The sequence below is a fragment of the Reticulibacter mediterranei genome (assembly GCF_016587455.1).
Map to the genome: position 1 here is coordinate 5,177,537 of NZ_BNJK01000001.1, position 26,950 is coordinate 5,204,486.

Below are 26,950 nucleotides of genomic sequence, written 5' to 3' on the forward strand. Positions count from 1 at the left end.
TGGGCTAATCCTACTATTGAACCACTTTTCCCTCTATCAACATACTACAGGATTTTGCTAACAAGCTGGATATTGTTATACAGGAAGAGCAGAATAGGTTATATAATCATAACACTGAAACAGTAAATATAACCATTTCTATACTCATTCAATACTTTCTTTCTGTTCATAGGATGGTATGCTTAATGCAATGAATGCAATGATGACCATGAAAGATATCAAGATTGTAAGCATAATGAGAGACGTAAAAATATTCTTGTTAGGGGAATGGGATGATGAAGCATAAAAAGAAAGTATTGGTTATTGGCCTGGATTGCGCCCCGCCAGAATTGATCTTTGAGCAATGGCGGGAAGAACTGCCGAATATCAGACGGGTGATGGATCGTGGTGTCTGGGGCCGGTTGGAGAGTTGTGTTCCAGCGATTACCGTTCCTGCCTGGAGTTCTATGATGGCGAGCAAAGATCCCGGCACGCTGGGCTTTTACGGCTTTCGCAATCGTGGCGACTATTCGTATCAAAAGCAGGTACTGGCGAATGCGCTCTCGGTCAAGACGGAGCGGGTATGGGATATTCTTTCGCGGGCAGGGAAAAAAGTTATCACCATTGGCGTCCCTCAGACCTATCCACCCAGACCGGTGAACGGGATTCAGGTAGGCTGTTTTCTTTCGCCGTCCACCAGCAATCGTGAGCGCCCATATACTTATCCGGCATCCGCTATGGACGAAATAACAGGAATTGTAGGGGATTATCTGGTTGATGTTCCCAATTTTCGCACCGATGATAAAGCATATCTGTTGCGCCAGGTCTACACAATGACCGAAAAACGTTTTAAACTTGTAAAGAGATGGCTGTTAGAGAAGGACTGGGACTTTTTTATGTTCGTAGAGATGGGTACTGACCGTATTCATCATGGCCTGTGGCGCTTTCATGACTTAACACATCGAGATTATCAAGTTCATCCGGTGTATAATAATAGCATCCGCGAGTACTATCGTTATATTGACGAAGAAATTGGTCAGATATTGGAATTGATAGACAACGATACCACGGTCTTCATTGTGTCTGATCATGGTGCGAAAAAAATGGATGGCGGCATCTGTATCAACGAATGGTTGATACGAGAAGGATATTTGACATTGCAGTCGTACCCGGAGACGCGTACCGCCATTGATACATGTGAGATTGATTGGAGCAAGACAAGGGTCTGGGGGGATGGTGGCTATTACGCGCGCGTCTTCCTCAATAGAGAGGGGCGTGAGCCGCAGGGAATCGTCAAATCCGGCGAAGTTGCAGCGTTATGCGCGGAACTGAAGGCTGGATTGGAGGCTATAGTTGATCCCGATGGCGTGAATATCGGGACCAGAGTTTTTCAGCCACAGGAGATATACCAGCGGTGCAACGGCGTGCCACCTGATCTGATTGTCTATTTTGGTGATCTATACTGGCGCTCAGTGGGCAGCGTCGGCTATAACTCCATCTATACGTTTGAGAACGACATCGGCCCGGATGATTGTAATCACGCCCAATATGGAATCGTGATCAAACATGATCCAGACAAACTGGAGGAACCGGGAGGGCGAGAACTAACGGGACTGCAACTGATGGATATCGCTCCAACTATCTTACAACAATTACAGGTTTCTGTACCCGCTGATATGCAGGGAAAGGGTTTTTAGTGTCAGGAACATCTCGTAGAAAGCATATGGGGGAGAAGTGCTGTCTTCGCCGTAAGACGTGACAATAAGCAAGCTATGAAATGCTTCCATGAGCGCCCGGCTGCAAGCGTGTACCGGGAGCGGGATAGCGATGTTGACACGCTATTTCCGCCGCAAGAACAGTCAAGGAGAAGAATCTACATGGCAAATACTGGTTTCACGATCTGGTTTACTGGACTTTCTGGGGCAGGCAAAAGCACGCTATCAGAGGCAGTTCAGCAACGTCTGAATGCATACGGTCGCAACGTTGAAATTCTCGATGGCGATGTGGTTCGCACCCATCTGAGCAAGGGACTCGGTTTTAGCCGCGAGGACCGCGACACTAATATCAAACGCATTGCTTTTGTCTGTAGCCTGCTGACCCGCAATGGCGTGGCCTGTATCTCGGCTGCCATTGCCCCTTATCGTGAAGCGCGCGACTGGGCCAGGAATGAGATCGGGAACTTTGTCGAGGTCTATGTGAAATGCCCCATCGAAGTTTGCCGCGAGCGCGACGTGAAGGGTCTCTACAAGCTCGTTGATGAGGGCAAGATTAAGAATTTTACCGGTGTTGATGATCCCTATGAGGAGCCGGAAAATCCCGAACTCGTGGTTGAGACCAACAAAGAGACCATCGATGAGAGCGTCAATCGCATCTTCGCCAAGCTGGTAGAACTGGGATATCTGGATTCTGAGTTTCTGCCACAGGACGCGCAGGCGAGCAGCAGCCGCGCATAAGGAATAGAAAAACCTATCGTAAGTTTTGAAAGGAAAACGGGAAAAAAACGCAATGGCGAATGGATTGATTGCTCCTCACGGAGGAGAACTGGTTATAAATCTGGCAAGCGAAGACGAGCGAGCCGAGTTGCAGAAAGTTGCACGCACTCTGTCACAGATTGTGGTTGGCTCGCGTCAACTGGCCGATCTGGAGATGCTGGCGAACGGCGCGTATAGTCCGCTCGGTGGTTTTATGACGCGCGACGATTATCTAAGCGTTGTCAACGATATGCACCTGAGCAATGGGTTGCCCTGGTCGATTCCTATCACCCTTTCTGTCACTGCGGATCAGGCCAATGCGATTGCGCTTGGTTCGCAAGTAGCCCTGGTGAATGATCAGGGAGCGTTGCAGGCCGTGATGACGGTGGAAGAGAAGTTCGGCTATGATAAGCAGCTTGAGGCGCGCAAGGTATATCGCACCGAGGAAGATGCTCATCCAGGTGTGAAGGTCGTCTATCAGCAGGGGGATATCTTGCTGGGCGGTCCTGTACGCGTTGTCGCGTTGCAGAATCAGGCATTTGCCGAGTTCCGCTTCACCCCAACACAGTCCCGCGCCATCTTTAACGAGCGAGGCTGGAAGCGTGTCGTTGGTTTCCAGACGCGCAATCCTGTTCATCGTGCCCATGAATATATTCAGAAGTGCGCGCTGGAGACGGTTGATGGCCTGTATCTGCATCCTCTAGTGGGAGATACCAAAGGCGACGATATTCCCGCCGACGTGCGTATGCGCTGCTATGAGGTCTTGCTGGCGAATTATTATCCAGCCGATCGTGTGCAGCTTGGTGTGTTGCCTGCTGCAATGCGCTATGCCGGGCCGCGCGAAGCGATCTTCCATGCGCTGATGCGTAAAAACTATGGCTGCTCGCATTTCATTGTCGGGCGCGATCATGCAGGCGTTGGCAACTACTATGGCACCTATGATGCGCAGCGCATCTTCTCCGAGTTTGATCCGACTAAGCTCGGAATCACACCGATCTTTTTCGACCACACCTTTTTCTGCAAAGTTTGTGACTCGATGGCTTCGCAGAAGACCTGTCCCCATAGCAGCGAACATCATGTCATTTTGAGCGGTACGAAAGTGCGGCAGATGTTGCGTGCGGGTCAGGTTCCCCCTCCGCAGTTCTCGCGCCCAGAGGTTGCAAAAGTGCTGATTGAAGCAATGCGCCAGCCTGAAGCGTAATACCAGTAGGCGAGTCATTCTTAAATTTTGTAGTGGTGAAGGCATGTCCTTCACCACTGCTCGTAACCTGAAACGCGTCAGAAGCGTGTATAAAGGTGGGCAATGATGGATCTTTGCCCTGTCAACCCCAAACCCATGTCAAGAAGAGGGGCTATGACCTGCCTTTACCTGAAATGTTTGAAAAATTCTCTGTAGTGGCTTGTAGGTAAATAAGGAATAAAAAAAGATGTTAATTGCCAGAGCGCCGATGCGCATTAGTTTTGGGGGTGGTGGAACCGACCTTGAGGCATACTATGGTCGATACGGTGGTCTCGTCATCAGTACGGCGATCAATAAATACTTCTACGCAATTATCACTACCGATGAATCCGATGATCTACAGGTTATCTCAGCCGATTATCGCTCGTTGTTTCGTCATTCACCCTACAGCGACCTCTTCTGGAATGGAGATCTTGCGTTGCCCAAAGCGATCCTGCATCATTTCGGCATTCGCAAAGGTATCAATCTGTTTGTGGCAAGCGAGGTGCCGCCGGGAACGGGGCTTGGCTCATCGAGTGCCGCCGCCGTGACGCTGGTGCGTGCGCTCTCGACGCTGGTAGAACAACCTATGACCAAACATCAGGTTGCCGAGCTAGCATCAGCCATTGAAATTGAGAAGATGGGGATGCCGATTGGCAAGCAGGATCAGTATGCATCAGCCTTTGGTGGTCTAAATAAGTTCACCTTTACTCAGGAAGGAGTCGAGGTTGAGCTGCTGAAAATTGCTCCTGCCGTCAAACAAACCTTAGAGCGCCGCCTGATGCTGTTTTTTACTGGCAGTTCGCGCGAGTCAACGTCTATTCTCAAGCACCAGCGCAAATCCACGCAGGAGCGCGACGAGTCAGTGCTCCTGGCGCTACATAACATCAAACAGGTCGCTCTGGATATGCAGACCGCGCTTGAGCGTGGCAATCTGGACGAATTTGCCCGTCTCCTCCACTATTCCTGGCAGGAGAAGCGCCGCCTGGCCCCTAACCTCTCGACCAGCACTATCGACGAATGTTACGAGCTGGCGTTGAGTTGTGGTGCAAAGGGCGGCAAGATTACAGGCGCGGGCGGTGGCGGTTTTATGATGCTCTATTGTCCGCAAGAGAGACAGGAGGCGGTGACGAGTGCATTGGAGGAGCGTGGGTTGAAGCGTATGAATTTTCATTTTGATCAGCAGGGAGCAACCGTCATTCTGAATGTCGCAACCAGCTTTAATCATCTCTGGGTATCGCCATATGAAGAGCAATTCAAGTAGAAATTCAGAGTAGAAATATGGAGAAAACGTTGGAAACCGTCATCAACTACTTCGCCGAGCTTGAACAGATGATGCGCGAGATCTCGTTACCACATCTGCAACGTGTGCTACAATTGCTTGAGCGAGCGTATCACGATGGACATCGTATCTTCATTATGGGTAATGGCGGAAGCGCCGCTACCGCCTCGCACTTTGCGCTCGATCTTGCCAAAAATACGATTATCCCTGGCATGCCGCGCCTCAAGGCTATCTCGTTAACGGATCATGTGCCACTGATTACGGCATGGAGCAACGATACGGCTTACGAGCATATCTTCGCCGAACAACTGGCGAACCTCGTTGAGCCGGGCGATGTCGCGGTTGGCATTAGCGCCAGCGGCAACTCGCTTAACGTTATCAATGCCTTGCTCTTGGCGAGAAGGTCGCGCGCGTATACGATTGGTCTGTTGGGAGCACAGGGAGGGCGCATTAAAGGGCTGGTTGATGCCTATGTGCTGGCACCCGGCAAGAATATTGAAGAAGAGGAGGATGCGCATATGATCCTGTCTCACATTATTACACGCCATATGCGCGGAATCGTGCGCTCCTATGCTGAGCGACAGGCAGAAACCGAGGCGATGAGTGTTTTATGAGAAGAGAGCGATGGTGTGGATCATCGCTCTCTTTTCCATTCCTATCCTACTTGTTCCGTTCCATTAGCTGGTTCCTTCCCCACCGTCGATGTTAGCTCTTCAATGACCGCAATATCCTCCGCTCGTATGGCAATCTGTTCCGTCTCTTCGGGGCGTTCCACTACTTCGACCAGAAGCAGCACATCATATCCGTTCTGCGTCGCAAGAGCCTGAAAATGGATAATTCTGATCACCTGGTATTGTGGAAATTCAGGCAGTTCTTTGCCGATTAATCCGTTCGCCCAGGCCGATATTTCTGTCATCGAAGCTGCATGCTCGTAGCCAAGCAAGCGTGTTTCCATAGCATAATCGCTTTCTCATCTCTTTATTCAACAAAGAGAACTCGCTGCTGTCTCTTTAAGCTTTTTCTATAACTCATTGCGCTGTATTTTCCAATCCGTCTGCGCTTTTTGCAAGCCCAGCAACTCCTGTTCCATTTGCAGGATTTCTTGCTGAAGCTGTTGTTTACGCTGTTGTGGACCCCACAGCTGAACATCTTCGATCATTTTGTAGCCGCGCCGCAGCACGCCTCGCGGAACAAAGGCCGCCGTCTCGCTGTGTTGCGCCCGCTTGTTGCTCATATCCATATTGACCTGCTTGAGCATTAATTTGAGCTGCTTCATCTGAAGTTTGAGCTGGGTGATCTGTTCTTTGTAGGGGTCTGTCACTTCGCGGTAGGTGTGGGTGGATTCGGTTGGTGCCGTACGCGTAATTGCTCCGGGCAGTTCCAGTTGTGCTCCGCAATCGTCGCAAAAGTGTGCTCCATCGCGTACACGTTGGCCGCATGTTGCGCAAAACATGTGTTTGTTCCCTCCTGAAACCTGTCTGTGCGTTATTTACTGAGAGAGGTCAGTATCTCTGTTTTGTTGTACGGTATGATCGTCAGGATAGTTTCGCGACTTGTGAGAGTGCGAAGACTGCTGAAGAAGAAAAAAGAATGGAGTTACACCTCGTCGTGCAACTCCAGGAGAATATATCTTGCGAATTCGTTGATTGGGAAGCTGGATTAGTAGGTTCTGCGGAATCCGCCAGAAAAGGCGCGTAGGATCGCGATCAGGATACAGGCACCGATAAAGGCGACCACAACGCTTCCCCAGAAACCATAGCTTGCAGCCGGCACCAGCAGATCCAGCAACAGGCCGCCGAGGAAGGCACCAACGATACCCACAATAACGTCGCCAACGATACCATAACCGCCGCGCATAACCATACTTGCCAGAAATCCAGCAATTAAGCCTACCACCAACCATGCCAGTAAACCACCAGGATTAAGTGCTGCTCCAAGAATAAATGTTGCAACTATCATGTATTGCCACCTCCTTGTTGCTTCAATAGAGTGTTTTCTATGATTCTCTTTTTTATTTGCTTTTGTTACTGTCAACACATGAGACACGGATCATCTCACCCGATAGTTTCGCTTTTCGCGCCCATCGACAAATTATTAACCTCTTCCTAATCCTCGACTTATCTTTCTAATGTGGTAGAGCTTAAAATGAAAAACAGCTAATAAAATAAGGGTGATCATCTCTATTGAGACTCCTTTTCCTGGCTTGACAAATGCACTAGTTTTCATTATCATATGTCTATTAGACCTATTAAGAGACATACTATTAGACCTGATAATTGTTGCGAAATTATGAGAAACATATCATCAGGCGTTGGTTGTGGGAACCAATGCAAAGGGAGTTGCTTCTATGGATACTGTTACAACACCTGTATTGATTGTAGGTGGTGGCCTGGTTGGTTTATCAACGTCGCTTTTTCTGACACAACACCATGTTTCCTCGCTGCTTGTAGAGCGCCACGCCAGCACATCTATTCACCCGCGCGCTCGTGGCATCAATTTTCGCTCAATGGAGCTTTTTCGTGAGTTAGGACTGGAAGAGCAGCTACGTCTTGCTGGAAAAGATCTTGCCAATAATCACGGCATGCTGGTTGTTGAGACGCTGGCAGGAGTCGAGCGTAAGCGTATTGCGATGGCAGAGCCAGAGCATAGCTCAATGGATCTCGTCAGTCCGACAGGTTGGTGCGTCTGTGCCCAGGATCAGAGCGAACCTGTCCTGCTTGCGGCGGCTCGTCAGCGTGGCGGTGATCTCCGTTTCAGCACCGAAATGATCTCATTCGAGCAGGATGAGGCTGGTGTGACCGCTATTGTGGCAGACCGAACCACCGGAGCGCAACAGACCATTCGCGCCGACTACCTGGTAGCTGCTGATGGCGCTGCCAGCCCTATTCGCAACGCTCTTGGCATAACCAGAAGCGGCACTGGAACGCTGGGACACAATATTAGCATCTACTTTTCCGCCGATCTGGGTGATCTGGTGCGAGGCCGCGAGTTTGTGCTGTGTCAAGTTGAGAACGCAGAGGTTCGAGGCTTGTTTATCGCCATCAACAACAGGGATCTCTGGTTATTCAGTATAGCTTATGACCCTGAGCGTGGTGAGAGGCCGGAAGATTTCTCGGCTGAGCGCTGTATCGATCTGATTCGTAAGGCTGTTGGCTTGCCGCAACTTGCCGTTGAAATCAAGAGTATCCTGCCCTGGGAGGCGGCGGTACGGGTTGCTGATCGCTTTCAAGATGGGCGCATCTTCCTGGTTGGCGACGCCGCACACCAGATGCCTCCGACCGGAGCCTTCGGTGCAAATACCGGCATTCAGGACGCTCATAACCTTGTCTGGAAACTAGCAGCGGTCTATCATGGACAGGCCGCATCTGCATTGCTTGCAACTTATGACGAAGAGCGACGCCCGGTTGCCCGCTTCACAACCGAACAGGCCGGCCTTCGCTCTGCCGCTACTGCATTTGATCCTCGTAACGCAAACCGAACAGATCTGGCCGATAGCCTCGTCATTATCACGGGATACCAATACACATCTGGGGCGATCATTGCGGATGAAACTGAGCCACTGCCCCTTGATCATCTGGCGCTGGATGGTCATCCGGGCAGACGTGCTCCTCATGTCTGGCTTGAACGGCAAGGCAGACGCATCTCGACGCTCGACCTCTTCGGGCCGCGCTTTGTCTTGTTAACTGGAGAGCAGGGACAGGGATGGCGCGATGCTGCTCATGCTCTAGCTACTCGTCGAGACCTTAATCTCGATGTCTATTGCATCGGTTCCAGTGACGATCTCATTGATCTGGATAATCGTTGGAGCGATGCTTATGGCGTGACGAGTGCTGGTGTGGTGCTTGTGCGCCCTGATGGTTTCGTATGCTGGCGTGCGCGAGATGCAAAAGAGCCGCAGGAACAGGCGCTAGCAGCCGTTCTAGATCAACTGTTGCATTAAGCGTTCTCAATCATAATGCAAGAGCTTTTACCAGAGCGGTAAAAGCTCTTTTCGCCTGGTAATTTATCTGTGTATCTAGAGGTCGCTACCTGCCACCGAGTCTTTCTTGCCAGGAAGCAGTTTTTCTCGCAATTGCAGCGTCCAATCGACCTCCGCCTGCCACTGCTCGGCTCGATGTTGCATGATATTGAGCGCCAGTTCTCTATGAGCAGGATTGGCCCCTTTGTTGTCGGCGAGTTCGTGAACGAGGTTTGCGGCTTCTGTTTTGATATGCAGTATACAGGCCTGGCAGTAATTGATGTAGTGGTTGAGCAGATGGAGGCGCTCCCTGTATGGCAAAAGATCCAGGGAAGAGACTTTTTGGTGAAAGTGGCGCTGGTAATCTCCTATATTCGATGACGTATCCATCATGAGCTTGTAGAAGCGCTTACGTCCTTCTTCGGTAATCATAAATGTGCGCGTGGTCCGTTCCGTTTGCTCTGTGTTTGGTTCGTCTTCGGCGCGTGTAATCAATCCGCTTTGCTCTAAACGGATCAACAGTGGATAGAGCGTCCCATTGCTGACCTTTGCCCAGGGACCGATGGTATCATTCGTGATTTTTGCAATGAGATAGCCATGCATGGGAAAGCGCATCAAAAGTGCAAGAATAATCAGTTCGTACATCCTGATCCCAATAACGATTATATAGATAAAAGAAAAATTTATACGCTGTTGATAGGTCGCGTAGACCTATTATAGATGTGCAAAGATGGATCGTCAAGAGAAGTCACAGGCGGATTTTTGTGGTGGGAAAGTTTCGTTCAGGTGTAAATAAAGAGGAGAAGATGACAGAGCGTGTCAAGAAATATCTGCTATACTACTGTTGAATGAAATAGTAGGAAATATGTTCTTATGCAAGGAGGTGGTCATGGCTTCTGTTCCCGCGATCTCTATTCAGAAGCTACGTAAGGTGTATACAGTCAACGAGCGAGAGGCCGGTTTGCTGGCAGCAGTGCGCAGTCTGGTTCGCAGGCGCACGCGCGATGTGGTAGCGGTTTCTGATCTCTCGTTTGAGGTGGAGGCGGGCGAGATGGTTGGTTTTTTGGGACCAAATGGTGCAGGCAAAACCACAACGCTAAAAATGTTGGCCGGGCTGCTCCATCCAACTTCCGGTGAGGCGAACGTGCTTGGGCATACCCCCTGGAAACGCGAAAAAGACCTGTTGCGCCAGATTACGATGGTGATGGGGCAGCGCAACCAGCTTGTCTGGGATATCCCCACAATTGATTCATTCGAACTGAACCGTGCTATCTATCGCATTACCCCTTCTGCTTATCGGAAAATTCTAGACGAGCTAACTGATCTACTCGATCTCGCTCCCTTGCTGCACAAACCGGTGCGTACTCTTTCGTTGGGAGAGCGCATGAAGTGCGAGATTGCGGCGGCGCTTTTGCATAAGCCACAGATCCTCTTTCTGGATGAGCCAACAATTGGGTTGGATGTGGTGATGCAGCGTCGTATTCGCAGTTTTATCGGCGAGTACAATCGTCGTTTCGGGGCCAGCGTCCTGCTGACGAGCCACTATATGGCCGATGTGGAGGCGCTCTGCAAACGTGTGGTTATCATTCATCATGGTGCCTTGCTTTTTGATGGCGATCTCTCGGCGTTGATAGATCGTTTCTCGCCCTATAAAACCATTGTCGTGAGTCTGGAAACAATGGACGATGAGCATGTGTTAGAGCGTTATGGCAAGGTGATAGAGCGGCAGATTGAAGAGGGGCGTGCCGTCTTACAGGTGCCGAAAGATCAGACGGCAAGCGTGACGAGCCGCTTGCTGGCAGACCTGCCGATCCGCGATTTTACCATTGAAGATCCGGCCATTGATACAATCATTGAGCAGGTTTTTGAGCAGGAGGCGGTATGCGAGACCTTCTAGATCTATATCGCGCCTTCTTGAGCATCAGGATCGCGGAGCAGTTGCAATATCGTGTTGCGGCGGCAATCTGGTTGATCGATATTGCGCTCAGCCCATTGATTTCCATCATCATCTGGTCGGCAGTTGCTAAGAGTCAGGGTGGCATGGTCAATGGCTACACCATATCGTCGTTCGCCGCTTACTTTATTGCAGCGATGCTAGTTAATTATGTGACGGACACCTGGGTTTTCTGGGAATTTGAGTGGCGTATTCGTAAAGGGATGTTCTCTTCAGCCTTGCTCAAGCCGGTGCATCCTGTGCATGGTGACGTGGCAAATAATCTGGCGTACAAACTGCTGATGCTATTTGTCATTGCGCCTGTCACGCTGCTGCTGGTGGTGCTGTTCCATCCAGTCTTCCATCTCCACTGGTGGCATGTTCCACTGTTGCTCGTGGCATTGATACAGGCATATATTGTGCGCTTCTCCATAGAGTGGACGCTGGGGATGGTGGCTTTCTGGACAACACGGGTCAGCGTCCTCAACCAGCTCTATGTGGCGCTTTTGCTCTTTCTTTCGGGACAGATGGTGCCGCTAACATTTTTTCCAGCTTCAGTGCAGATAGTGGCAAGCGTCCTGCCCTTTCGCTCAATGGTGGCGTTTCCTGTAGAACTGGCTCTGGGTACGTTGTCCTTGAACGAGATGTTGAGCGGATTAGCTGTGCAGAGCATATGGGTCGTGTTGAGCGTGGTGTTGCTTGTTGTCGTCTGGCGTATTGGGATACGTCGTTATTCAGCTGTAGGAGCGTAGTATGATGGGCCTGATCCAACTCTTCCGTTTACTCAGCACCTTCTTTCGTATTGGCATTTTAAATGAGGCAGCTTATCGCGCCAATTTCTTTATGCAAATCTTGCAGGCTCTTATTAATCTGGGAACCGCGTTGATTCTGTTACAGACGATTTTTAGCTATACCACCACGCTGGATGGTTGGCATTCGACGGAACTGCTGGCATTGGTGGGTATCTACTTTTTGATGGGTGGCGTGATGAATTGTGTCTTGCAGCCCAGCATGAATCGTTTTATGGGTGATGTGCGCGACGGCACGCTGGATTATACCTTGCTCAAGCCCGCAGATTCTCAGGTATTGGTCAGCGTGCGGGAGGTAGAGATATGGCGCTTGATCGATGTGGGACTGGGTATCGTGGTGATCGTGGTGGCGCTGCTTGAAGGCGGCGTCAAGCTCAATATCTGGGGCGCGGCGAGCTTTATGGTGGCGCTGCTGGCTGGTGGGATAATTATCTATAGCTTTATTCTGATCCTGTCTACGCTGGTGTTCTGGTACACCAAAATCGAGAATATCCTGGTCATCTTTCAAAGCATGTATGAGGCGGGACGCTGGCCTGTCACGATCTATCCCGGCTGGTTGCGCATGATGTTGACATTTATTGTGCCAATTGCCTTTGCCATTACCGTTCCTGCTCAGGCGTTAACGGGAAGGTTGGTATGGCCGACATTATTAGGGGCAATCGCGCTTGCTCTGGCATTATTTGCTGGATCACGCTGGTTCTGGCGCTTTGGTATTCGTCATTACACTGGAGCCTCTGCTTGACCTTGTGCCCTGTGTGTACTTCCACTTTCACGTAGCGACAACCGCAAGGGATTGTCGCTACGTTCGTTTTCTATATCAGAGGCGTAATTAACCCCGACTTTTGAAGTATTCGACGGTGGTTTTGACGCCTTCCGCGAAGGTGACAGAGGGTTTCCAGCCCAGGAGACGCTCTGCCTTGCTGCTATTGAAGTAGGAGAGGTAGATATCGCCCGGGCGTTTCGGCGCACGCGTGATCTCTGGCTTGTAGCCAGTAAGGTTTGCCAGCACTTCATAGATCTCGTTGACGGATGTTGGGGCGCCGCTGCCGATGCAGAAGATATCGTTATCGCCGCGACTCAGCGCCAGCACATTGGCACGAGCGACATCCTCGACAAAGACGTAATCTTTGCGCTGTTCGCCATCCCAATCGATCCGAACAGGCTGGTGGGTCAGGAAGCGTTTGGCAAAGATAGCGATAACGCCTGCTTCTCCGTTGGGGTCTTGACGTGGCCCATAGACATTGCCATAGCGCAATGCCGTGTAGTTGAGTCCCTGCGATTCCTGCCAGTAGCGCAAATAGTGTTCTGCAACCATCTTGGTGATGCCGTAGGGAGACTCGGGACGTTGGGGAGTATCCTCATCAATAGGCAGGCGCGTGGGGGTGCCATAGGTTGCGCCAGAGGAGGCAAAAACGACCTTTTTTACTTCGACTCGTGCGCTGTTACTCAGCACATTGAGGAGTCCGATAACGTTGACACGAGCATCAAGTTGAGGGTTTTTGGTGGAGACCGCAACACTGTGCTGTGCTGCCTGGTGGCTCACCGCCTCCGGGCGAACCTCATCAAAGATACGAGCAAGCGATGTCTCGTCTGTAATGTCTGCACGGTAGAAACGTGCATTGGGGTTCAGATTGGACTCTTTGCCGCCACCCTCTGCCCAGAGGCTATCAACGACCGCAACCTCATGCCCCGCCGCGATCAGTTGATCAACAATATGCGATCCGATGAAGCCAGCTCCACCGGTAACTAGAACCTTCATAACAAAAACGAACCTTTCCTGATTGGATGTTAGCCAGTTTTCAGGCTAACAGTAGCGCCAGAGAACCAGCGCTACCATATATATCTTTTACTATACGCCATTATAACCAGGAATGATAGTACCCTTCAAACGAGTTGTTCTAGTGCAGTTTGAAGCTCTTGCGGTGGGGCCAGAACCGGGAAGATGCGCAAGCCTGTTTCCTGTCGCAATCGGTCTAACACCTGCTTGTCGCGCGGATTTGCGATTGCCACCGTCAATGTGTCGCGTTCGCGCCCAAGCGGGAAGCAGCCTAGTTCCAGGGCCAGTTGTGGGCTGATAAGCTGTCGTAATTTGAGCGGGAGCTTGCGCGGTAACAGAGAGAGATAGGGGATGCCTGATTCTTGTGCTAAAAGTGGCAGTTCAAAAGCTTCGGGTGATTCGCGAATAACCTTCTGCGAATGCCTGTCCTGTCGTGTTGTGTACTTGTGAACAGGTTTACCGGGAGCGGAGAAACTTTGCTGAGGCTTGTGGGCAGCGGTAATACAATCGAGAGCCTGTTCGTGAGGGGATGGATAGGCACTATGTCCGATAGTCATGCTATAGGGACGCAGGATATCTCCATCTGTTGCGTTGTGGACGCGCCAGAGGAGAGCCTCCCAGAGTCGTTCCTGAACAATAACTCCACCAGCCAGATTTGCTCCCAACAAAATAAAATGGAAGGAAGTATTCATGAGCAAAACTGTGTCGGTCTTGCGCACCAGAGAGCGCAAATTATCAAGGAAATACCGCGTGCTCTGTTCGACACGTTCCTGGCTGTAAAGATCCTCCTCAAAATGGAGAGAGATCGAGACCAGAGCAAGCTGTGTGATATCGGACTGCTTGAGCGATTTCAGCGTTGCCGTGATGTCGTGTATTGTATCGACGGTGCTGTATGTATAGGTATCTGCCGTATACCTCTGTGTAGCGACCAGCGTGCGCATCGTGCTGCTCCTTAAAGGCTTGAGTGGTGTAAGCTGGTGAATCATTATTCATAGCCAGATCCGCGAGAGGTAGACACCTTTTCCACGCGGAGGCGATGTCGCTGTATCCATAATAGAAACAAGCATACCCTAAAAATACTGAGAGCGCGGCGAAAAGATGGTTGCGTTCCTGTTAAGAGTTTTCATTTGCGGTTGAGATCCGGGTTTCTGTTCAGATGTAATGCTCAGATTAGCTGTTAGATCATAGCTGTTAGCGCTCCTGTACGAGTAGTACATTTCCATCTAGAATGATAGGATATCATAGAAGAGAACAAAATTTCGAAGGATGAGAAATTGATGAATGATCTGGAAGATGGCACATTAGAATAATTGAAGAAGATAAATAAATGCCAGGGAAAATACGCTGAAGCATCAGCGCATTTCGGCTCCAAGCGCAAATTGTTTGGAGAGCGTATGCAACGGCACCATGATCATATCAATTTGTTGTAACATCAGGTCCACTTTTTGCATCAAGTCGAGAAGGAGTGCGGTTATCTCCTCTTGCTGGGCCGTACTCAGCTCTGGCAGCGTGTCGCGGAAGAGCGAGCAGGCGCATTTGAGCAGCCTGGAGATGGTGTTATCAATCTGAAGTAGCGTGGGCGTTGCTGAGAAGAGATGTGCAAAGCGATAGCGGAACGTAGCAGGCTGGACCAGGCATTGCAACCAGCCGTTGAGCCTGGGGGTGAGAGCGCTCAGAAATTGCTCACAATACAGATGGATGGCAAACGATGTATCTGGAATTGTTGGTATGGTTTGCAACGGTACAGAAGCGGTAGAGGTAGCGAGTGAGATTAGGATGGCATAACTTGCATCGTTCAAGAGTTGGCAAAGCGGTTCAACTCGCTCAAGAGCCTGTTTGATCTCCCGTAAATAGGTCCAGGTGGCGCGGTGTTGTTTCATCTGCCAGATGGAGGCGGATTGAGTTTCGGCTGAGGAAATTTCTTCGCTGAAAGCGCGGCATAGCATGCGAGATAACGCTTCAATACTCAGAAAAAGATGATGTAAACAAAAACAGAGAATATCTCTATCATTTGTGTGAGTATGCAGGTCGATGCCGCCACAAAGTTGTGTGATCAGAGTCAGTATATCAGCGGTCGTTTGTTCTGGCTCTAATCTGTGGGGTGTAAGGTGCAATGTGTCTGTATAGTTCTGTTCTTCATCGCTAACAGCGAATGGTGTCGCATCCGGTTTCATCTGTGCCCGATTCATTTCTCTTCCTCCCAGCATCACCGAGTAGTTTTCTCTTTCTATTGTACTGCTACTACATAACTGGATAATGCCTGAAATTGCGAGAAACTGGCAGCGTTTGGCAGGAAATTTGGCGGTAATGGCAGCAATTGATCTTTATGCTGTGAACATAGCAGAAACGATGCAGGGCGTTGTAGCAAAGAGCGTCCGCATGAACGAAAGAGAAAGCGAGGTTTTCTTCATGGTAGCAAAGACTTCTGATATGTCTACATCCTCAACTCTACTCAGGGGTACATTGCAGCTTGATGGAGCGGTATCGGCGGTGGGTGCGCTTGCTTTTCTGGCTGTTGGCTTCAGTCCGCTCTCCGATTTCCTGGGTTTTACTGAGCCTGCCTTCCCATTAATTGTAGGTGTCATACTGATTGCCTATGTCGTCTGGTTGTTTCGGTTGACCCGGAGGCGGGAGGTGGATCGTCGTCAGGCGATGGGAGCAGTAGCTATTAACGATGCCTGGGTTGTGATCAGCATTGTGTTACTTGTGATCAATCTACCCCCGCTGACCCTGTGGGGTAAGCTTTTTGTGGGACTGATCGCCGTTGTGGTTGCCGCTTTTGCCATTGTGGAATTCTATGCCTTGCGCAAGAGCTAATACACACCATTTCAAGAAGGAGGGGCTCATATATGTCTTCTCCTTCTTGAAATACATCCATTACGACAATATTTTGCTATTGCAGGGCTTCAAGTGTTTTGGCGCGTACAGCTTCGACCGTTGTACCGAGGCTTTCTAGCAGTTTTGGAATGCTTCCCTGGCTTTCTCTGGTGAGAGCAAGCAAGAGGTGTGGCGTGTCGAGTTGGTGATGCCCTCTCTGCTGGGCTTCGTCGGCGGCCAGGTAGAGATACGCCCAGGCAAGAGGCGTGAAGTCGAGATTGCCGGGTTCGACAGGTTGTTGCCCGCGCTTCATCTGGCCCTCAATTGCGGCGCGTGTTTGAGCGAGATCAATGGCGAAACTATGCAGGATGGTGGCGGCGGCATTTTGCTCTTCATGCAGTAATCCCGCCAGCAAATGCTCCAGGCCGATGTGGTCGTGTTGCAGAAGATGGGCCTCTCCCTGTGCCAGATCCAGCACTTTTTTTGCCGCGTTCGTGAGATGATAGGTTTTCTTGAAGATTTCAATAGCCGGGAGCGCGGGAGTGGAGGCCGCTGAACTGCTTCCGCCCTTTTCTTGCGGTAGGAAGTCTAACGTCTGCTGACGGACGCGTGCCAAGTTGATCCCCATACTCTCCAGCACGCCAGCTGCGATTCCCTTTCCTTCGCGCACGAGTCCCAATAGGAGATGTTCGGTGCTGGCAAGCGGTTGGTTGAGGCGTTGTGCTTCGTCGATAGCCAGTTCGATCACCTGTTTGGAGCGTGGGGTCATGCCGATCTTACTATTTACAATGCGATCTCCGCGCCCAATAATAAATTCGATGGCGCGGCGCACCTGCTCAAGTCCGACGCCAAGACGGGCTAGCACCTGGGCCGCAACTCCACCCTGGTCTCGTGTCAGACCAAGCAGCAGGTGTTCGGTGCCGATATAGTTGTGTTGGAAGCGCCGCGCCTCTTCGTCTGCCAGATCCAGCACTTTGTGTACCTGCTCATTCAGCTTGTTCAGGTGGGTCTCTTCCCAACTCTTTTTCGCTTCCCCAGACGGGTCGTTCGGTGGTGCTTCTTTCGTCGGTTCCAGTTTTTCAGAGGGCGTTTCTGGCTGGCTGAGGAACTGGATAGTCAAGGTGCGCACCTTCTCCAGTGTTACCCCTTTCTTCTCTAATATCGCATTGCCAACGCCTGTGCCTTCACGTATCAATCCTAGCAAGAGATGTTCGGTGCCGATATAGTGATGGTTTAAGTGCCGGGCCTCATCCACTGCCAGTTCAATGATCTTTTTTGCACTTGCCGTGAGGCCGATCTCGCCGAGGACGATATGGTCGCCTCGTTTGAGGGTTGCCTCCATATCTTTGCGTGCGCTTTTCAGTTCAACGCCCAGTGTGTGTAACACTCTGGCCGCGATCCCTTCATTTTCGCGGATCAGTGCCAGCAGGAGATGTTCGGTGCCGATGTAGTTGTGCCGGAAGCGTTGCGACTCTTCCTGGGCCAGACTGAGGACTTTACGAGCGCGTTCGGTGAATTTACCAATGGGGAAGCGATCTGGTGGAGGTGGATCTGTAGGGGACATACGGAGTTCTCCTTTCGATAAAAAGCGGAGAGTATCGCCTTTGACGGGAAGGTGAATATATGCTGATACTATCGAGAAAAGTTATATTTTAAGATACAATTGAGAAAGAACTATTACTCTGTGGTGTTGCCTTACTATATCTTATTATTCGGTAATTTGCAATGATTTTGCCTCTCCTTCGCAAAGGCTTGCTTTATGAGATGGATAGTATTGTGAGGGGAAATGCTTGCCTGGCTTGAAAAGCGCGCCCCCGACAAATATAATGCGCTCAGACCGTGAACGATTCTTTCATTTCATGATGATGATTTTGCGGAAACGCTTTGATTGTCGTTGTATCTCTACTTGACAGTGATGCCTACGAGTATGAAAATGTACGGAGAGCTATTCTTCTCGTATACTTTCCGTCAGACCGTGTTAGGGATGCTGGAAGGCGATAGGTAAACGGCAATGAAGGATACTTCCACAGGAAATTCTTGTAGTCATATGCAAACGGTGGCGTGTTACTCGTTGGTTTTATTGAGCAGCTGGCTGGTGACATGTGGCTCGGCAACCTTCAGACGCATGAGAGAGGGAGGCGCGGCCAATATCACTCGCTCTCTCAACTTCGCCCAATATCACAGACTGGTAAATCAAGGTAAAAGATGATAGAAGATACGATGCAACAATTTCAGACGCCATCGACCGCTTCAGAGACGGCACAGCAGGCCAGCATCACCACAGGCGAGCATGCGCCTGTGCAGGCAGCGCAGGCGATGCAGGAAGCGGCCAGAGCTGCTGAAAGGGCGCGTTTGCGGCAGGGCATTATGCATGTGCGCATTCGCCATTTTTATTGTGCGTTGGAGGAGATGTTTGATCCAACGCTCAAGGGGCTGCCTTTTGTAGTCGGAACAGGGATGGGACGGCCAAACGAGCCGGGACGTGTGATCGATGTTTCGCCCGCCGCAATGCGGCTGGGTATTATTCCAGGGATGCCGTTGCGCCGCGCTCATCGTATTGCCCCACGCACCCGCTTTTTACCAGCCTCGCACGAACATTATCAACCAGTATTGCAGAAGCTGCGCGAGCGTTACCGGGCCTATTCGCGCATCGTCGAGTCGGTTCCTCTGGCCGATACCTTTATTGATTTACGCGGATGTGAACTAAGCTTTGACTCGCCGGTTGCACTGGCTGAGCGGCTGTGTGCAGAGATCGCCGAGATGGGCCTGACCGCGCTGATCGGCATTGCGAACGGCAAGGCGATTGCTGAACTGGCTGCCTTGATGAGCCGCCGGGATGGACGACAGGGCGTTCTCTATATCCCTACGGGGCGTGAGGCCTCGTTTGTCCAGACATTGCCGCTTTCCATGTTGTTGCAGTTGCGAGCGGCGGGTACAGGAGTGCCGGGAGCATTGCCCGAATTGGCGGAGCAGCACGAAGGAAATTCATCACAGCCGCCCGAAATCGAGGGGAAGAGCGACCTGATTGATCCCGTTGCTGTCGCCGAACTGGTCGCGCATTTGCGGGACTTTGGCATCACGACCTTTGCGCAGGTGGCCGCGCTCTCAGAAGAAGGGCTGATTCGCCGCCTGGGACGGCTGGGTGGCTGGGTGTTTCAGGTGGCGTGTGGAGAGGATGGCAGCCTTGTTGTGCCTGATGCGCCTCCACTCAGCCAGAATGCGCGTATTCGCTTTCACCATGCCGCCGACGCCGATGAGACTTGCGCAGCTATTCGTCGTCTCGCCAACTATCTTGGGGATCGCTTGAGGGAGCAGCGGCTCAAGGGGCAGGCCATTGCCTTGATCCTCTGGCCCAATCGCCTGCGCCCCGAGACGCGTAAACTGGTGATGGGCGAGGATGGCGAAGAGGTGGCGATCACCGCAGCCGAGGAAACGGTAGGAGGCCAGATGATGCTCTCGCGCCATACCGACGAGGCCGATATCCTTGCTCATCATAGTCTGATGCTCTTTGCACATTATCATCGCCCCTCGTTCCGCTACCTGCAAGTGCAGTTGCGCGTTGGCGATATCATCTCGTCTATTCCAGCTTATTATCCTCCGCCAGCCCGTTCGCGTGGCAAGCTGACCAGGAAGTTAGAGCGGCCCGGTTGAGGCCGCTCTGTAGCTTAGAGGCGCTCGAAGGCGCGTAATACCAGAAGGTTTTGTATCGTACTCCATCCTCGCCAGCCAGTATCATAGGGTGTGGGCCAGCCGCCGTCCTCGCTCTGTTCCGCCCCCAATCTGTCCAGGCGATCCTGCAATATGGATGCTGGCAGATGTTGCGCGGTATATGTCTGTGGGTGACGTATATACGCGAAGAAGTGTTCGCTATCATCCAGCGAATTCGCAAGATGTTGACGAATCAGCCACCAGAGGACGCCAGAGATGTATAGCTCACGTTGGGGATGGTTCCAATTGGATAGGAAGTAGGAGGCGTAAGGCCGCACGCCGTAGAATTCGTTGCCTGCCACATCTTCCAATCGGGCAAGTTGCGTGAAGAGCCGTTCAACTCGCATATGGAGCCGCTCTGAGCCGAGGCCCAGTTCTTTGAGCAGCCCCGCGAGCGAACAGGCGGGATTGAGATTGGGCCATTGCCAGCCCTGGAACCAGGGGGCGAGCGGATGCTGATAGATTTCAGGTGCGAAACGCCAGTTGCCGTTCTCTTCCTGCGTCTCTTCCAGATAGCGTAGCGCCTCCTGTAACACCTGATGGTCGCGTGGCACGTTCGCTTGCAAGCAGATGAGTAGTGCCAGTTCAGTGGCAAATGGATTACTCTGCGGCGCTTTAATATCGACCTCCAGACCGAAGAAGCCACCATCGGCGTTCTGATAGCAGTGCAAAGTCGTGAGCAGTTCATCAAGCGAGAGTGTGCCGAAATGATAGTTGAAGAGAGCGCGGTCGATGTCGCGTCCATGCTGCGTAAAAAATTGTTCTGCTTTGTTAAGAATAGTATTCATTGTTTCTCCTCCTCTACAAACGGTATCTTTTCGTTCAGAAGCGCTTCTACTGGAGAGTATAGCGGTGATTGTGGCTAGAACTGGTCCTATTTGAAAAGGATTTTTCTGGTTGTGAAGTAAACTTGTGATCCAATGCATATCTAGTAGAAGCGATATCTGCTATACTAAGCTCCGAAAGCGTTGTCAGAAAAAAGGGAAAGGTACTACAGGTATGCTGGGTCCACTCTCTCAACAAACATTGGGGAAGAAATATCTCCTCGGGGAACTCCTGGGGCAGGGAGGCTTTGGATCAGTCTATAAAGCCGAGAACCTGTACCTCAAGCGTTCCCAGGCCGTCAAAATTCTGCTGGAGCATCATTTTGCTACTCCCGCCTTCCGAGCGCGCTTTATTCGTGAAGCGCAGGTGTTGGCGGGCCTGAGCCATCCAAATATCTTACCCATTTATGACTTTGAGCTTGAAGAGCGCATGGCTTATCTGGTGATGCCGTATATTAGTGGTGGCACGTTGCAAACAATTCTCAAGCAACAGGGGGCGCTCAAACTGGACGAAACAGAAGCCTATTTGCGCCAGATCTGCTCTGCATTGCAGTACGCCCATACGCGCAATATCGTCCATTTGGACCTCAAGCCGTTGAATCTGCTGCATCAGGATGGAACGCTGCTGCTTTCCGATTTTGGCCTGGCTCATCTGATGAAGGAGGGAGCGGTCGAGGGTGGTACCAGCTTGAATTTTGGTTCGCCTCACTATATGTCGCCCGAACATCTGAGAGGCGAGCCGCAGCAGCGCAGCGATATTTACGCGCTTGGCATTATCCTCTACCAGATGTTGACCGGTCAGATCCCGTTTCATGGCACAACGCCGGAAGCGATCATGATTAAACATCTCACGGAGCCGCCGCCCTCGTTGCGCGTCGTGCGACCCGATTTGCCAGCGTCCCTTGATGGCGTGCTCAACAAAGCATTGGCGAAAAAGCCAGAGGAGCGCTACTCGACAGCTGGCAATTTGTTAGATGATTTCAAACAGGCGCTTACCCTTCGGGCATATAGCACGCCCATACCTGATTCGCGGCCATCACTGCCCTCAACGGTTCCTGCAAAACAGCACGTGGCATCACCTCCCCACGCTGATCCCTATCCACCGCAACCAGTGCAGAATATGCAAGCTGCAAAGTCGGCAGCGATACCTGTTATCCAATCTCCTGTTCCAACTTCGTCCGCTGCCTTGCCAGAACGTGGAGTGATCCTGACTGCTGCATTTATGATCCAGCTTGCGTTACTGGGCGGCTTTTCATCATTCCTTTCTGTCCTACCGATTCGCAATTATGGTTTGTCTACGGCTGCGTTTAGTTCTCTGACACTGATTACAACATCCTCTCTGGGTGTTGCTGCGGCAGTGGGCGGTTCTCTCTACAACCGCTTTGGTCCGCGCAAGATTGCCACCACTGGTGGTATTCTTTATGGGTTGGGCATCGTTCTGATCCTTTTGTGGCCGACTCTATTTGGCATAGATCTGAGTGGGCTGCTTGGTGGTGTTGGTACCGGGCTGCTCACGATTGCCTCTCTGACAATGGTTCTGCAATGGTTTCCTGGACGGCGAGGGCTAGCTGCTGGTCTAGTATTAGCAGGGTCAACGCTTGGTGGCTTGCTTCCAAATCTACTCAATTCGGGAAGAAATCCCTGGATATATAACCTGGGTATACCTCTGCCTGCTATGTTTGTCCAGGGTCTGTTTGCTTGCCTGATCGCCATCATTGCTGCCCAATTCTTACGGCAGATCCCGGAAGGAGACGGGCCTTTTTCGTTTCAGACCCGGCGAGAGTATAAAGTTGGGGAAGTGTTACTCAGTCCTGTATGGTATATTCTGCTGATGCTGCTCTTCTGCTCTGCGGGCATTGGCTTAAACATGGCTCTCGTGACTAGATGGCTTATGGGTCCGTACGCTCTCGGCATATATTCCATTATAAGCGTAGCGGCATATATGAGTGGTCGTATCCTGGGTGGCTGGCTATCAGATCTGATTGGCCGTCCGAGGATGCTGATGATCCTTTTCGGGCTACAGGTGGTAGCCTGGCTCGCTTTTCTGGTAAGAGGCGCAATGCCAGAGATGCTTTTGATTGGCCTGATCTTATTATGTATTGGAGGATGTGCAAGCGTCGTGCCTGCAACAACTGCCGATGTGTTTGGAGCAAAGAACGTTGGTGCGATTTATGGTATCATGTTGCTAATTGCTCCGCTGGGCAGTATTCCTATGGCGTGGTTGCTGTCTTCGTCGGGTGTTTATGCGGCGATACCTGTTCTGGTTGGTATTCTGCTGGTTGGTTTGATACTGGCGTTCGTTCTCTCTCCACTCACTCGCAAGGGGGGACAGGGTTCTTGAGAAAGGCATGGTGAGCAATGTATTCTCCGGTGACGCGTTTGCTCACTGCGCTTGATTTGCTGCAATCGCGCCCAAGCATTACGGCTGCTCAACTGGCCGAGCGCCTGGAAGTGAACGGGCGGAGTGCGCGACGTTATATTGCAATGTTGCAAGATCTCGGCATCCCAATTGAGGCCGAACGTGGGCGCTACGGTGGCTATCGGCTACGTCCTGGCTACAAGTTGCCGCCGTTGATGTGGACGGAAGAGGAGGCGCTGGCGGTCACACTCGGTTTGCGGGCGGCGCAACAGCTTGGATTGGCCCAGACGTTACCAACGGTCGAGAGCGCTCTGGCAAAGGTCGAGCGTGTGTTGCCGACAGCCTTACGCGAGCGTGTACAGGCGGTGCAGGAGATGGTAGTACTGGATGTGGGAGAGCCAATAGCATCAGCGCACACAGAACATGTGGTGCTTTTGAGCATGGCAGCATATCGCGGGTTGCGTACTACTATGCTCTATCAAGCGAAAGCTGGTGAGCAGACAGAGCGCCTGTTCGACTGCTACGGGTTGGTATATCATGAGGGGCGCTGGTATGCCATCGGGTACTGTCATTTGCGCCAGAGTTTGCGCGTATTTCGCCTGGACCGGATTGAGCGAGTGCAGCTACACGAAGAGCGCTTTACTCGCCCGGCCCATTTCGATTGCCTGGCCTACGCTGTCCAGTCGTTTCTGACCATGCCCTCGCGCTGGCTGGTTGAGGCCGTGTTAGAGACGACGATGGACCAGTTGGACCGACGCGCGATACCTCCAGGTTTTGCCTCGTTGGAGGAGATTGAGGGCGGCCTGCTCTTTCGCGCATATGATGATGATCTGGAGCATGTGGCGCGTTTCCTGGTGCATCTGGGCTGTTCCTTCCGCGTAGTACAGCCTCCTGAACTTCTCGATGTGCTGCAACACCTTGCGGAAGGGCTACTGCGCAGCGTAGAGCAGGCAAGGTCGAATATGGCAGGGGCGACGGCTTGTCCTCGCCCAGGTGTACAAAACGGTAATTGATGGATCACGGGCGAGGACAAGCCGTCGCCCCTGCCATATTCGGCTTACTTATTTATTCTGTGCCTGCATCTGTTGAAGTTGTGCCAGTTCTCGTCTGCCACGCTCCTCCAGTTCTTTTTGCCAATCGTCTTTATATTTGCGCATCGTCTCTACCAGCGTATGGGCGATGGCGTAGTTGCGATACCATTTGTGGTTGGCTGGCACGATATACCAGGGGGCGTTGTTGGTGCTGCATCGACTCAAGGCATCTTCGTAGGCTTTCTGGTAGTCTTCCCAATATTTCCGCTCAACCCAATCGCCAGCCGCGATCTTCCAGGCTTTGTCCCGCTCCTGAACCCGGTCTTGCAAACGCTGCTTCTGTTCATCATAGCTGATATGCAGGAAAAATTTGAGAATGATAGTGTTGTCGTTGGCAAGCAATTGCTCAAAATGGTTGATTTCTTTATAGCGCCGTTCCCAGACCTCTTGAGGCACAAGTTTATGGACGCGCACCACCAGCACATCTTCGTATTGCGAGCGATTGAAGATGCCCAGGACGCCCTTTGGTGGAGTGACTTTATGGATGCGCCAGAGAAAATCATGGGCCAGTTCTTCAGGCGTTGGTTGCTTGAACGAGTGGACCTCGCAGCCCTGGGGGTTGACGTTGGAGAATACGTGGCGAATCGTGCCATCTTTGCCGCTGGTATCCATGCCTTGTAGAATCAGCAAGATACTGTGATGCTGAGCGGCTGCCAGTGCCTCCTGCAAATCGCTCAATTTCTGGGATAAATTATCTAACGCGTCTTTTGCATTGCTATGATCGATATCCTTTGCTATATAATTTGGATCATGATCTTTCAAATTAACCTTTGTGCCCTCTTCAACCTTCCAGAGCAGATGATTGGTAGTCATGAGCAGTTTCCTTTCCGTTATGGTGATCCTGCGTGCTGGTGTTTGCTATCTGCATCATCTCCTCTGCCAGCTGGCGCAGCGCCTCGCGTAGTTCTGGCGGATGCAGGATAACGAATGGAAGATCCAGTCCCACCAGATAGCGTGCCATTGTTGGCAGGTGGACATGGTGTGTCTGATACAGAACCCCCGTTGGCGTGGCGGTCAGTTGCCCATACGCGGAAGGGATCTTGTGCTGTACCAGATGGAGTTCTGCGTGAAACTCAACTTCAATCGACCATTTCGCCGGGACAGCGGTGAGATGTTTGTCTGCGTAGGCTCGATAGTCGAAGTCTTCATCGGCAAGAAAGGTTTCTGATAGGAGTTGCACGCTGCGAAAGCGATCCAGCCGAAACGTACGATATCCCTGGCGCAGACAACAGTACCCCACTACATACCAGCGTCCTCTCCATCCCACAACTCCATACGGTTCAATTGTGCGCTGCGTGACCTCGTTGTGGTGCGAACAATATTCAATGGTGACTCGTCGGTGCTCCTGCGCGGCTCCGCTGACTACCACCAGCCATTCAGCGTTGGTGTGTTCGTCCTGTGCACGAGGTAAGAGCCGCATATGAGAGGAGATTGCCTGGAGACGCTCGCGCCCCTTCATGGGAAGCACGCGATAGACTTTGGCGAGCGCTCCCTGCAATGCGACGGAGGGGAGATCAATTTCTAGCCAGGAGGCTCCCAGCAAGCCAAGAACGATAGCGGTGGCCTCCTCTTCCGTAAAGAGCAGCGGCGGGAGTTTAAAGCCGGGTCGCAGCCGATAGCCACCACCTGGACCGCGCATTCCCTCAACAGGCATACCCATCTCCTGAAGCATCAGGATATAGCGGCGCACCGTTCGTGGCTCGACCTCAAGACGGCTCGCCAGTTCTTCTCCGCTCATATGAGGATGCGTTTGCAGCAGTTCCAGAATGGTGAGCAGGCGTGTTGTTGGATGGTACATTGACGTTCTCCACGACAGAGATTGGGATAGTCGGACTCTCATTGTAACTGGTACACCTGTTATACGGCAAGAGAGAGGGAGAGGGGATACGCTATGCTCTTCTAGAAACAAAGAGCCGACACTTTCGCTTGGGGAAATATAGGTGAAAGTGTCGGCTGGACGGCTCCTATCGGTTGCGGCTCAATGCCTCTTCAATCAGATCATAGGGGATACCCTCCTCTCGGAAGATGGAGAGCATGGTATCCTTACCGATAGAATGCGTGGCTTTTTTCATCTGATAGATCCGCTGGGCAAGAGCGGTGAGCGCCTTTTCCCTGACTTGAGGCACGTGCTGAAAGATGCTGGTGAGATTCACCCGCTCTTGCATCTCAGGTGAAGGGAGACCTGTCAGCACTCGGGCCTGCTCAGCCGTTTGCTGCTTTGCGCCTATCCATGCCTCTCCATAGAGAAAGTATAGAGCTATTGTAACGCCCACCTGCCAGGTGAGTGTAGCGGCGATAGTGGCCTCGATGCCGAGCAATACGCCTGATGTTGCCTCTACACCTGCGTCATGCCATATCTCATGTAGCAGCTCCAGCAGAAATGGATGATCAAATTCACCGGCCAGATACTCATACACGACCTCGCCGGTTCTGTTGAGAGGACTTCCCATGATGGTTGATTGCGTGACCATTCCGCGTGCGAAATGATCCGGTGGTGTTATATAGATGGCGACCAGTTCCTTGAGCATGGGTCGATAGACAAGAGCGACTTGAGATGCAATTGAGGCCAGCTTTGCTTCTCTGTCGCCATCTGGGGCCAGCATGCTTATCACAATATCTGCCATCGTCCGCCCCGCTGCATGGAGCGAGATGGTGCGTTCGGCTAGCTGGTTACGCGTCGCTGCATGAAACAGGCTGTTGGGTATATCAGCAATATAATTCAT

At 51.6% G+C, this 26,950-nt stretch carries 25 protein-coding genes; 13 read left to right on the forward strand and 12 right to left on the reverse strand.

From position 1 onward, the window contains the following. Window positions 1–272: 272 nt before the first annotated feature. The 5 genes from K3T83_RS22295 to K3T83_RS22315 all read left to right on the forward strand — a co-directional run bounded on the left by K3T83_RS22295 (window position 273) and on the right by K3T83_RS22315 (window position 5,565). Window positions 273–1,676 carry an alkaline phosphatase family protein gene (locus K3T83_RS22295; protein ID WP_220205136.1) on the forward strand — a complete coding sequence of 468 codons (1,404 nt, stop codon included), beginning with the start codon at window positions 273–275 and terminating at the stop codon, window positions 1,674–1,676. Window positions 1,677–1,751: 75 nt separating this feature from the next. Next, window positions 1,752–2,432, forward strand: a complete 681-nt coding sequence (cysC, locus tag K3T83_RS22300) for an adenylyl-sulfate kinase (protein ID WP_220205137.1) — start codon at window positions 1,752–1,754, stop codon at window positions 2,430–2,432. 52 nt (window positions 2,433–2,484) lie between these two features. After that, window positions 2,485–3,651, forward strand: coding sequence for a sulfate adenylyltransferase (sat, locus tag K3T83_RS22305; RefSeq protein ID WP_220205138.1), 1,167 nt, complete (start codon window positions 2,485–2,487; stop codon window positions 3,649–3,651). Window positions 3,652–3,877: 226 nt separating this feature from the next. Then, the gene (locus K3T83_RS22310) at window positions 3,878–4,933 is read left to right on the forward strand and encodes a GHMP family kinase ATP-binding protein (protein WP_220205139.1); all 1,056 of its coding nucleotides are present in this window, start codon (window positions 3,878–3,880) and stop codon (window positions 4,931–4,933) included. 29 nt (window positions 4,934–4,962) lie between these two features. Next, window positions 4,963–5,565, forward strand: coding sequence for a D-sedoheptulose-7-phosphate isomerase (locus K3T83_RS22315; protein ID WP_220205140.1), 603 nt, complete (start codon window positions 4,963–4,965; stop codon window positions 5,563–5,565). Window positions 5,566–5,606: 41 nt separating this feature from the next. On the opposite strand, the gene K3T83_RS22320 is transcribed toward K3T83_RS22315, so the two are convergent. From K3T83_RS22320 to K3T83_RS22330, 3 genes are all read right to left on the reverse strand, one after another. Further along, window positions 5,607–5,906 (reverse strand): hypothetical protein, encoded by a 300-nt coding sequence (locus K3T83_RS22320; RefSeq protein WP_220205141.1) that lies wholly within the window; start codon window positions 5,904–5,906, stop codon window positions 5,607–5,609. Between the two features lie 66 nt (window positions 5,907–5,972). Further along, complete coding sequence (locus K3T83_RS22325; protein WP_220205142.1) at window positions 5,973–6,404, reverse strand: zinc-ribbon domain-containing protein; 432 nt, start codon at window positions 6,402–6,404, stop codon at window positions 5,973–5,975. Window positions 6,405–6,610: 206 nt separating this feature from the next. After that, window positions 6,611–6,910 carry a GlsB/YeaQ/YmgE family stress response membrane protein gene (locus tag K3T83_RS22330; RefSeq protein WP_220205143.1) on the reverse strand — a complete coding sequence of 100 codons (300 nt, stop codon included), beginning with the start codon at window positions 6,908–6,910 and terminating at the stop codon, window positions 6,611–6,613. 388 nt (window positions 6,911–7,298) lie between these two features. Here K3T83_RS22330 and K3T83_RS22335 point away from each other — a divergent pair, with 388 nt between their 5' ends. Further along, the gene (locus tag K3T83_RS22335; RefSeq protein WP_220205144.1) at window positions 7,299–8,891 is read left to right on the forward strand and encodes an FAD-dependent monooxygenase; all 1,593 of its coding nucleotides are present in this window, start codon (window positions 7,299–7,301) and stop codon (window positions 8,889–8,891) included. Between the two features lie 75 nt (window positions 8,892–8,966). Here K3T83_RS22335 and K3T83_RS22340 read toward each other — a convergent pair whose 3' ends face one another. Then, the gene (locus K3T83_RS22340) at window positions 8,967–9,554 is read right to left on the reverse strand and encodes a PadR family transcriptional regulator (RefSeq protein WP_220205145.1); all 588 of its coding nucleotides are present in this window, start codon (window positions 9,552–9,554) and stop codon (window positions 8,967–8,969) included. Window positions 9,555–9,798: 244 nt separating this feature from the next. On the opposite strand from K3T83_RS22340, the gene K3T83_RS22345 reads away from it, so the two are divergent. The 3 genes from K3T83_RS22345 to K3T83_RS22355 are packed head-to-tail and all read left to right on the forward strand — an operon-like array spanning window position 9,799 to window position 12,393. Next, entirely contained in the window at window positions 9,799–10,806 is a 1,008-nt protein-coding gene (locus K3T83_RS22345; protein ID WP_220205146.1) for an ABC transporter ATP-binding protein, read from the forward strand. Then, complete coding sequence (locus tag K3T83_RS22350; RefSeq protein WP_220205147.1) at window positions 10,791–11,594, forward strand: ABC transporter permease; 804 nt, start codon at window positions 10,791–10,793, stop codon at window positions 11,592–11,594. The genes K3T83_RS22345 and K3T83_RS22350 overlap by 16 nt, the downstream gene beginning before the upstream one ends. A gap of 1 nt (window position 11,595) precedes the next feature. Further along, window positions 11,596–12,393: an ABC transporter permease gene (locus tag K3T83_RS22355; RefSeq protein WP_220205148.1), complete on the forward strand. Its 798-nt coding sequence runs from the start codon at window positions 11,596–11,598 to the stop codon at window positions 12,391–12,393. Window positions 12,394–12,480: 87 nt separating this feature from the next. Here K3T83_RS22355 and K3T83_RS22360 read toward each other — a convergent pair whose 3' ends face one another. The 3 genes from K3T83_RS22360 to K3T83_RS22370 all read right to left on the reverse strand — a co-directional run bounded on the left by K3T83_RS22360 (window position 12,481) and on the right by K3T83_RS22370 (window position 15,617). Beyond that, the gene (locus tag K3T83_RS22360; protein ID WP_220205149.1) at window positions 12,481–13,410 is read right to left on the reverse strand and encodes an NAD-dependent epimerase/dehydratase family protein; all 930 of its coding nucleotides are present in this window, start codon (window positions 13,408–13,410) and stop codon (window positions 12,481–12,483) included. 125 nt (window positions 13,411–13,535) lie between these two features. Further along, complete coding sequence (locus K3T83_RS22365) at window positions 13,536–14,369, reverse strand: GspE/PulE/PilB domain-containing protein (RefSeq protein WP_220205150.1); 834 nt, start codon at window positions 14,367–14,369, stop codon at window positions 13,536–13,538. Window positions 14,370–14,780: 411 nt separating this feature from the next. Next, window positions 14,781–15,617, reverse strand: a complete 837-nt coding sequence (locus K3T83_RS22370) for a hypothetical protein (RefSeq protein ID WP_220205151.1) — start codon at window positions 15,615–15,617, stop codon at window positions 14,781–14,783. A 190-nt stretch (window positions 15,618–15,807) separates the two neighbouring features. Between K3T83_RS22370 and K3T83_RS22375 the strand changes: the two genes are divergently transcribed. Continuing rightward, complete coding sequence (locus K3T83_RS22375; protein WP_220205152.1) at window positions 15,808–16,245, forward strand: hypothetical protein; 438 nt, start codon at window positions 15,808–15,810, stop codon at window positions 16,243–16,245. Window positions 16,246–16,321: 76 nt separating this feature from the next. Here K3T83_RS22375 and K3T83_RS56335 read toward each other — a convergent pair whose 3' ends face one another. Next, window positions 16,322–17,809 (reverse strand): Clp protease N-terminal domain-containing protein, encoded by a 1,488-nt coding sequence (locus K3T83_RS56335; protein ID WP_236064958.1) that lies wholly within the window; start codon window positions 17,807–17,809, stop codon window positions 16,322–16,324. Window positions 17,810–18,450: 641 nt separating this feature from the next. Here K3T83_RS56335 and K3T83_RS22395 point away from each other — a divergent pair. Then, window positions 18,451–19,896: a DNA polymerase Y family protein gene (locus tag K3T83_RS22395; RefSeq protein WP_220205153.1), complete on the forward strand. Its 1,446-nt coding sequence runs from the start codon at window positions 18,451–18,453 to the stop codon at window positions 19,894–19,896. A gap of 14 nt (window positions 19,897–19,910) precedes the next feature. On the opposite strand, the gene K3T83_RS22400 is transcribed toward K3T83_RS22395, so the two are convergent. Further along, complete coding sequence (locus K3T83_RS22400; protein ID WP_220205154.1) at window positions 19,911–20,741, reverse strand: hypothetical protein; 831 nt, start codon at window positions 20,739–20,741, stop codon at window positions 19,911–19,913. A 211-nt stretch (window positions 20,742–20,952) separates the two neighbouring features. On the opposite strand from K3T83_RS22400, the gene K3T83_RS22405 reads away from it, so the two are divergent. Together K3T83_RS22405 and K3T83_RS22410 are read left to right on the forward strand one after the other, a co-directional pair. Further along, the gene (locus K3T83_RS22405; RefSeq protein WP_220205155.1) at window positions 20,953–23,118 is read left to right on the forward strand and encodes a bifunctional serine/threonine protein kinase/MFS transporter; all 2,166 of its coding nucleotides are present in this window, start codon (window positions 20,953–20,955) and stop codon (window positions 23,116–23,118) included. Window positions 23,119–23,135: 17 nt separating this feature from the next. Further along, the gene (locus tag K3T83_RS22410) at window positions 23,136–24,149 is read left to right on the forward strand and encodes a helix-turn-helix transcriptional regulator (protein WP_220205156.1); all 1,014 of its coding nucleotides are present in this window, start codon (window positions 23,136–23,138) and stop codon (window positions 24,147–24,149) included. Window positions 24,150–24,197: 48 nt separating this feature from the next. On the opposite strand, the gene K3T83_RS22415 is transcribed toward K3T83_RS22410, so the two are convergent. The 3 genes from K3T83_RS22415 to K3T83_RS22425 form a co-directional block, all read right to left on the reverse strand. After that, window positions 24,198–25,040, reverse strand: a complete 843-nt coding sequence (locus K3T83_RS22415) for a PPK2 family polyphosphate kinase (protein WP_220205157.1) — start codon at window positions 25,038–25,040, stop codon at window positions 24,198–24,200. Next, window positions 25,009–26,025: a helix-turn-helix transcriptional regulator gene (locus K3T83_RS22420; RefSeq protein ID WP_220205158.1), complete on the reverse strand. Its 1,017-nt coding sequence runs from the start codon at window positions 26,023–26,025 to the stop codon at window positions 25,009–25,011. The genes K3T83_RS22415 and K3T83_RS22420 overlap by 32 nt, the downstream gene beginning before the upstream one ends. Window positions 26,026–26,191: 166 nt before the next feature. Further along, window positions 26,192–26,950, reverse strand: coding sequence for a hypothetical protein (locus tag K3T83_RS22425; RefSeq protein ID WP_220205159.1), 759 nt, complete (start codon window positions 26,948–26,950; stop codon window positions 26,192–26,194).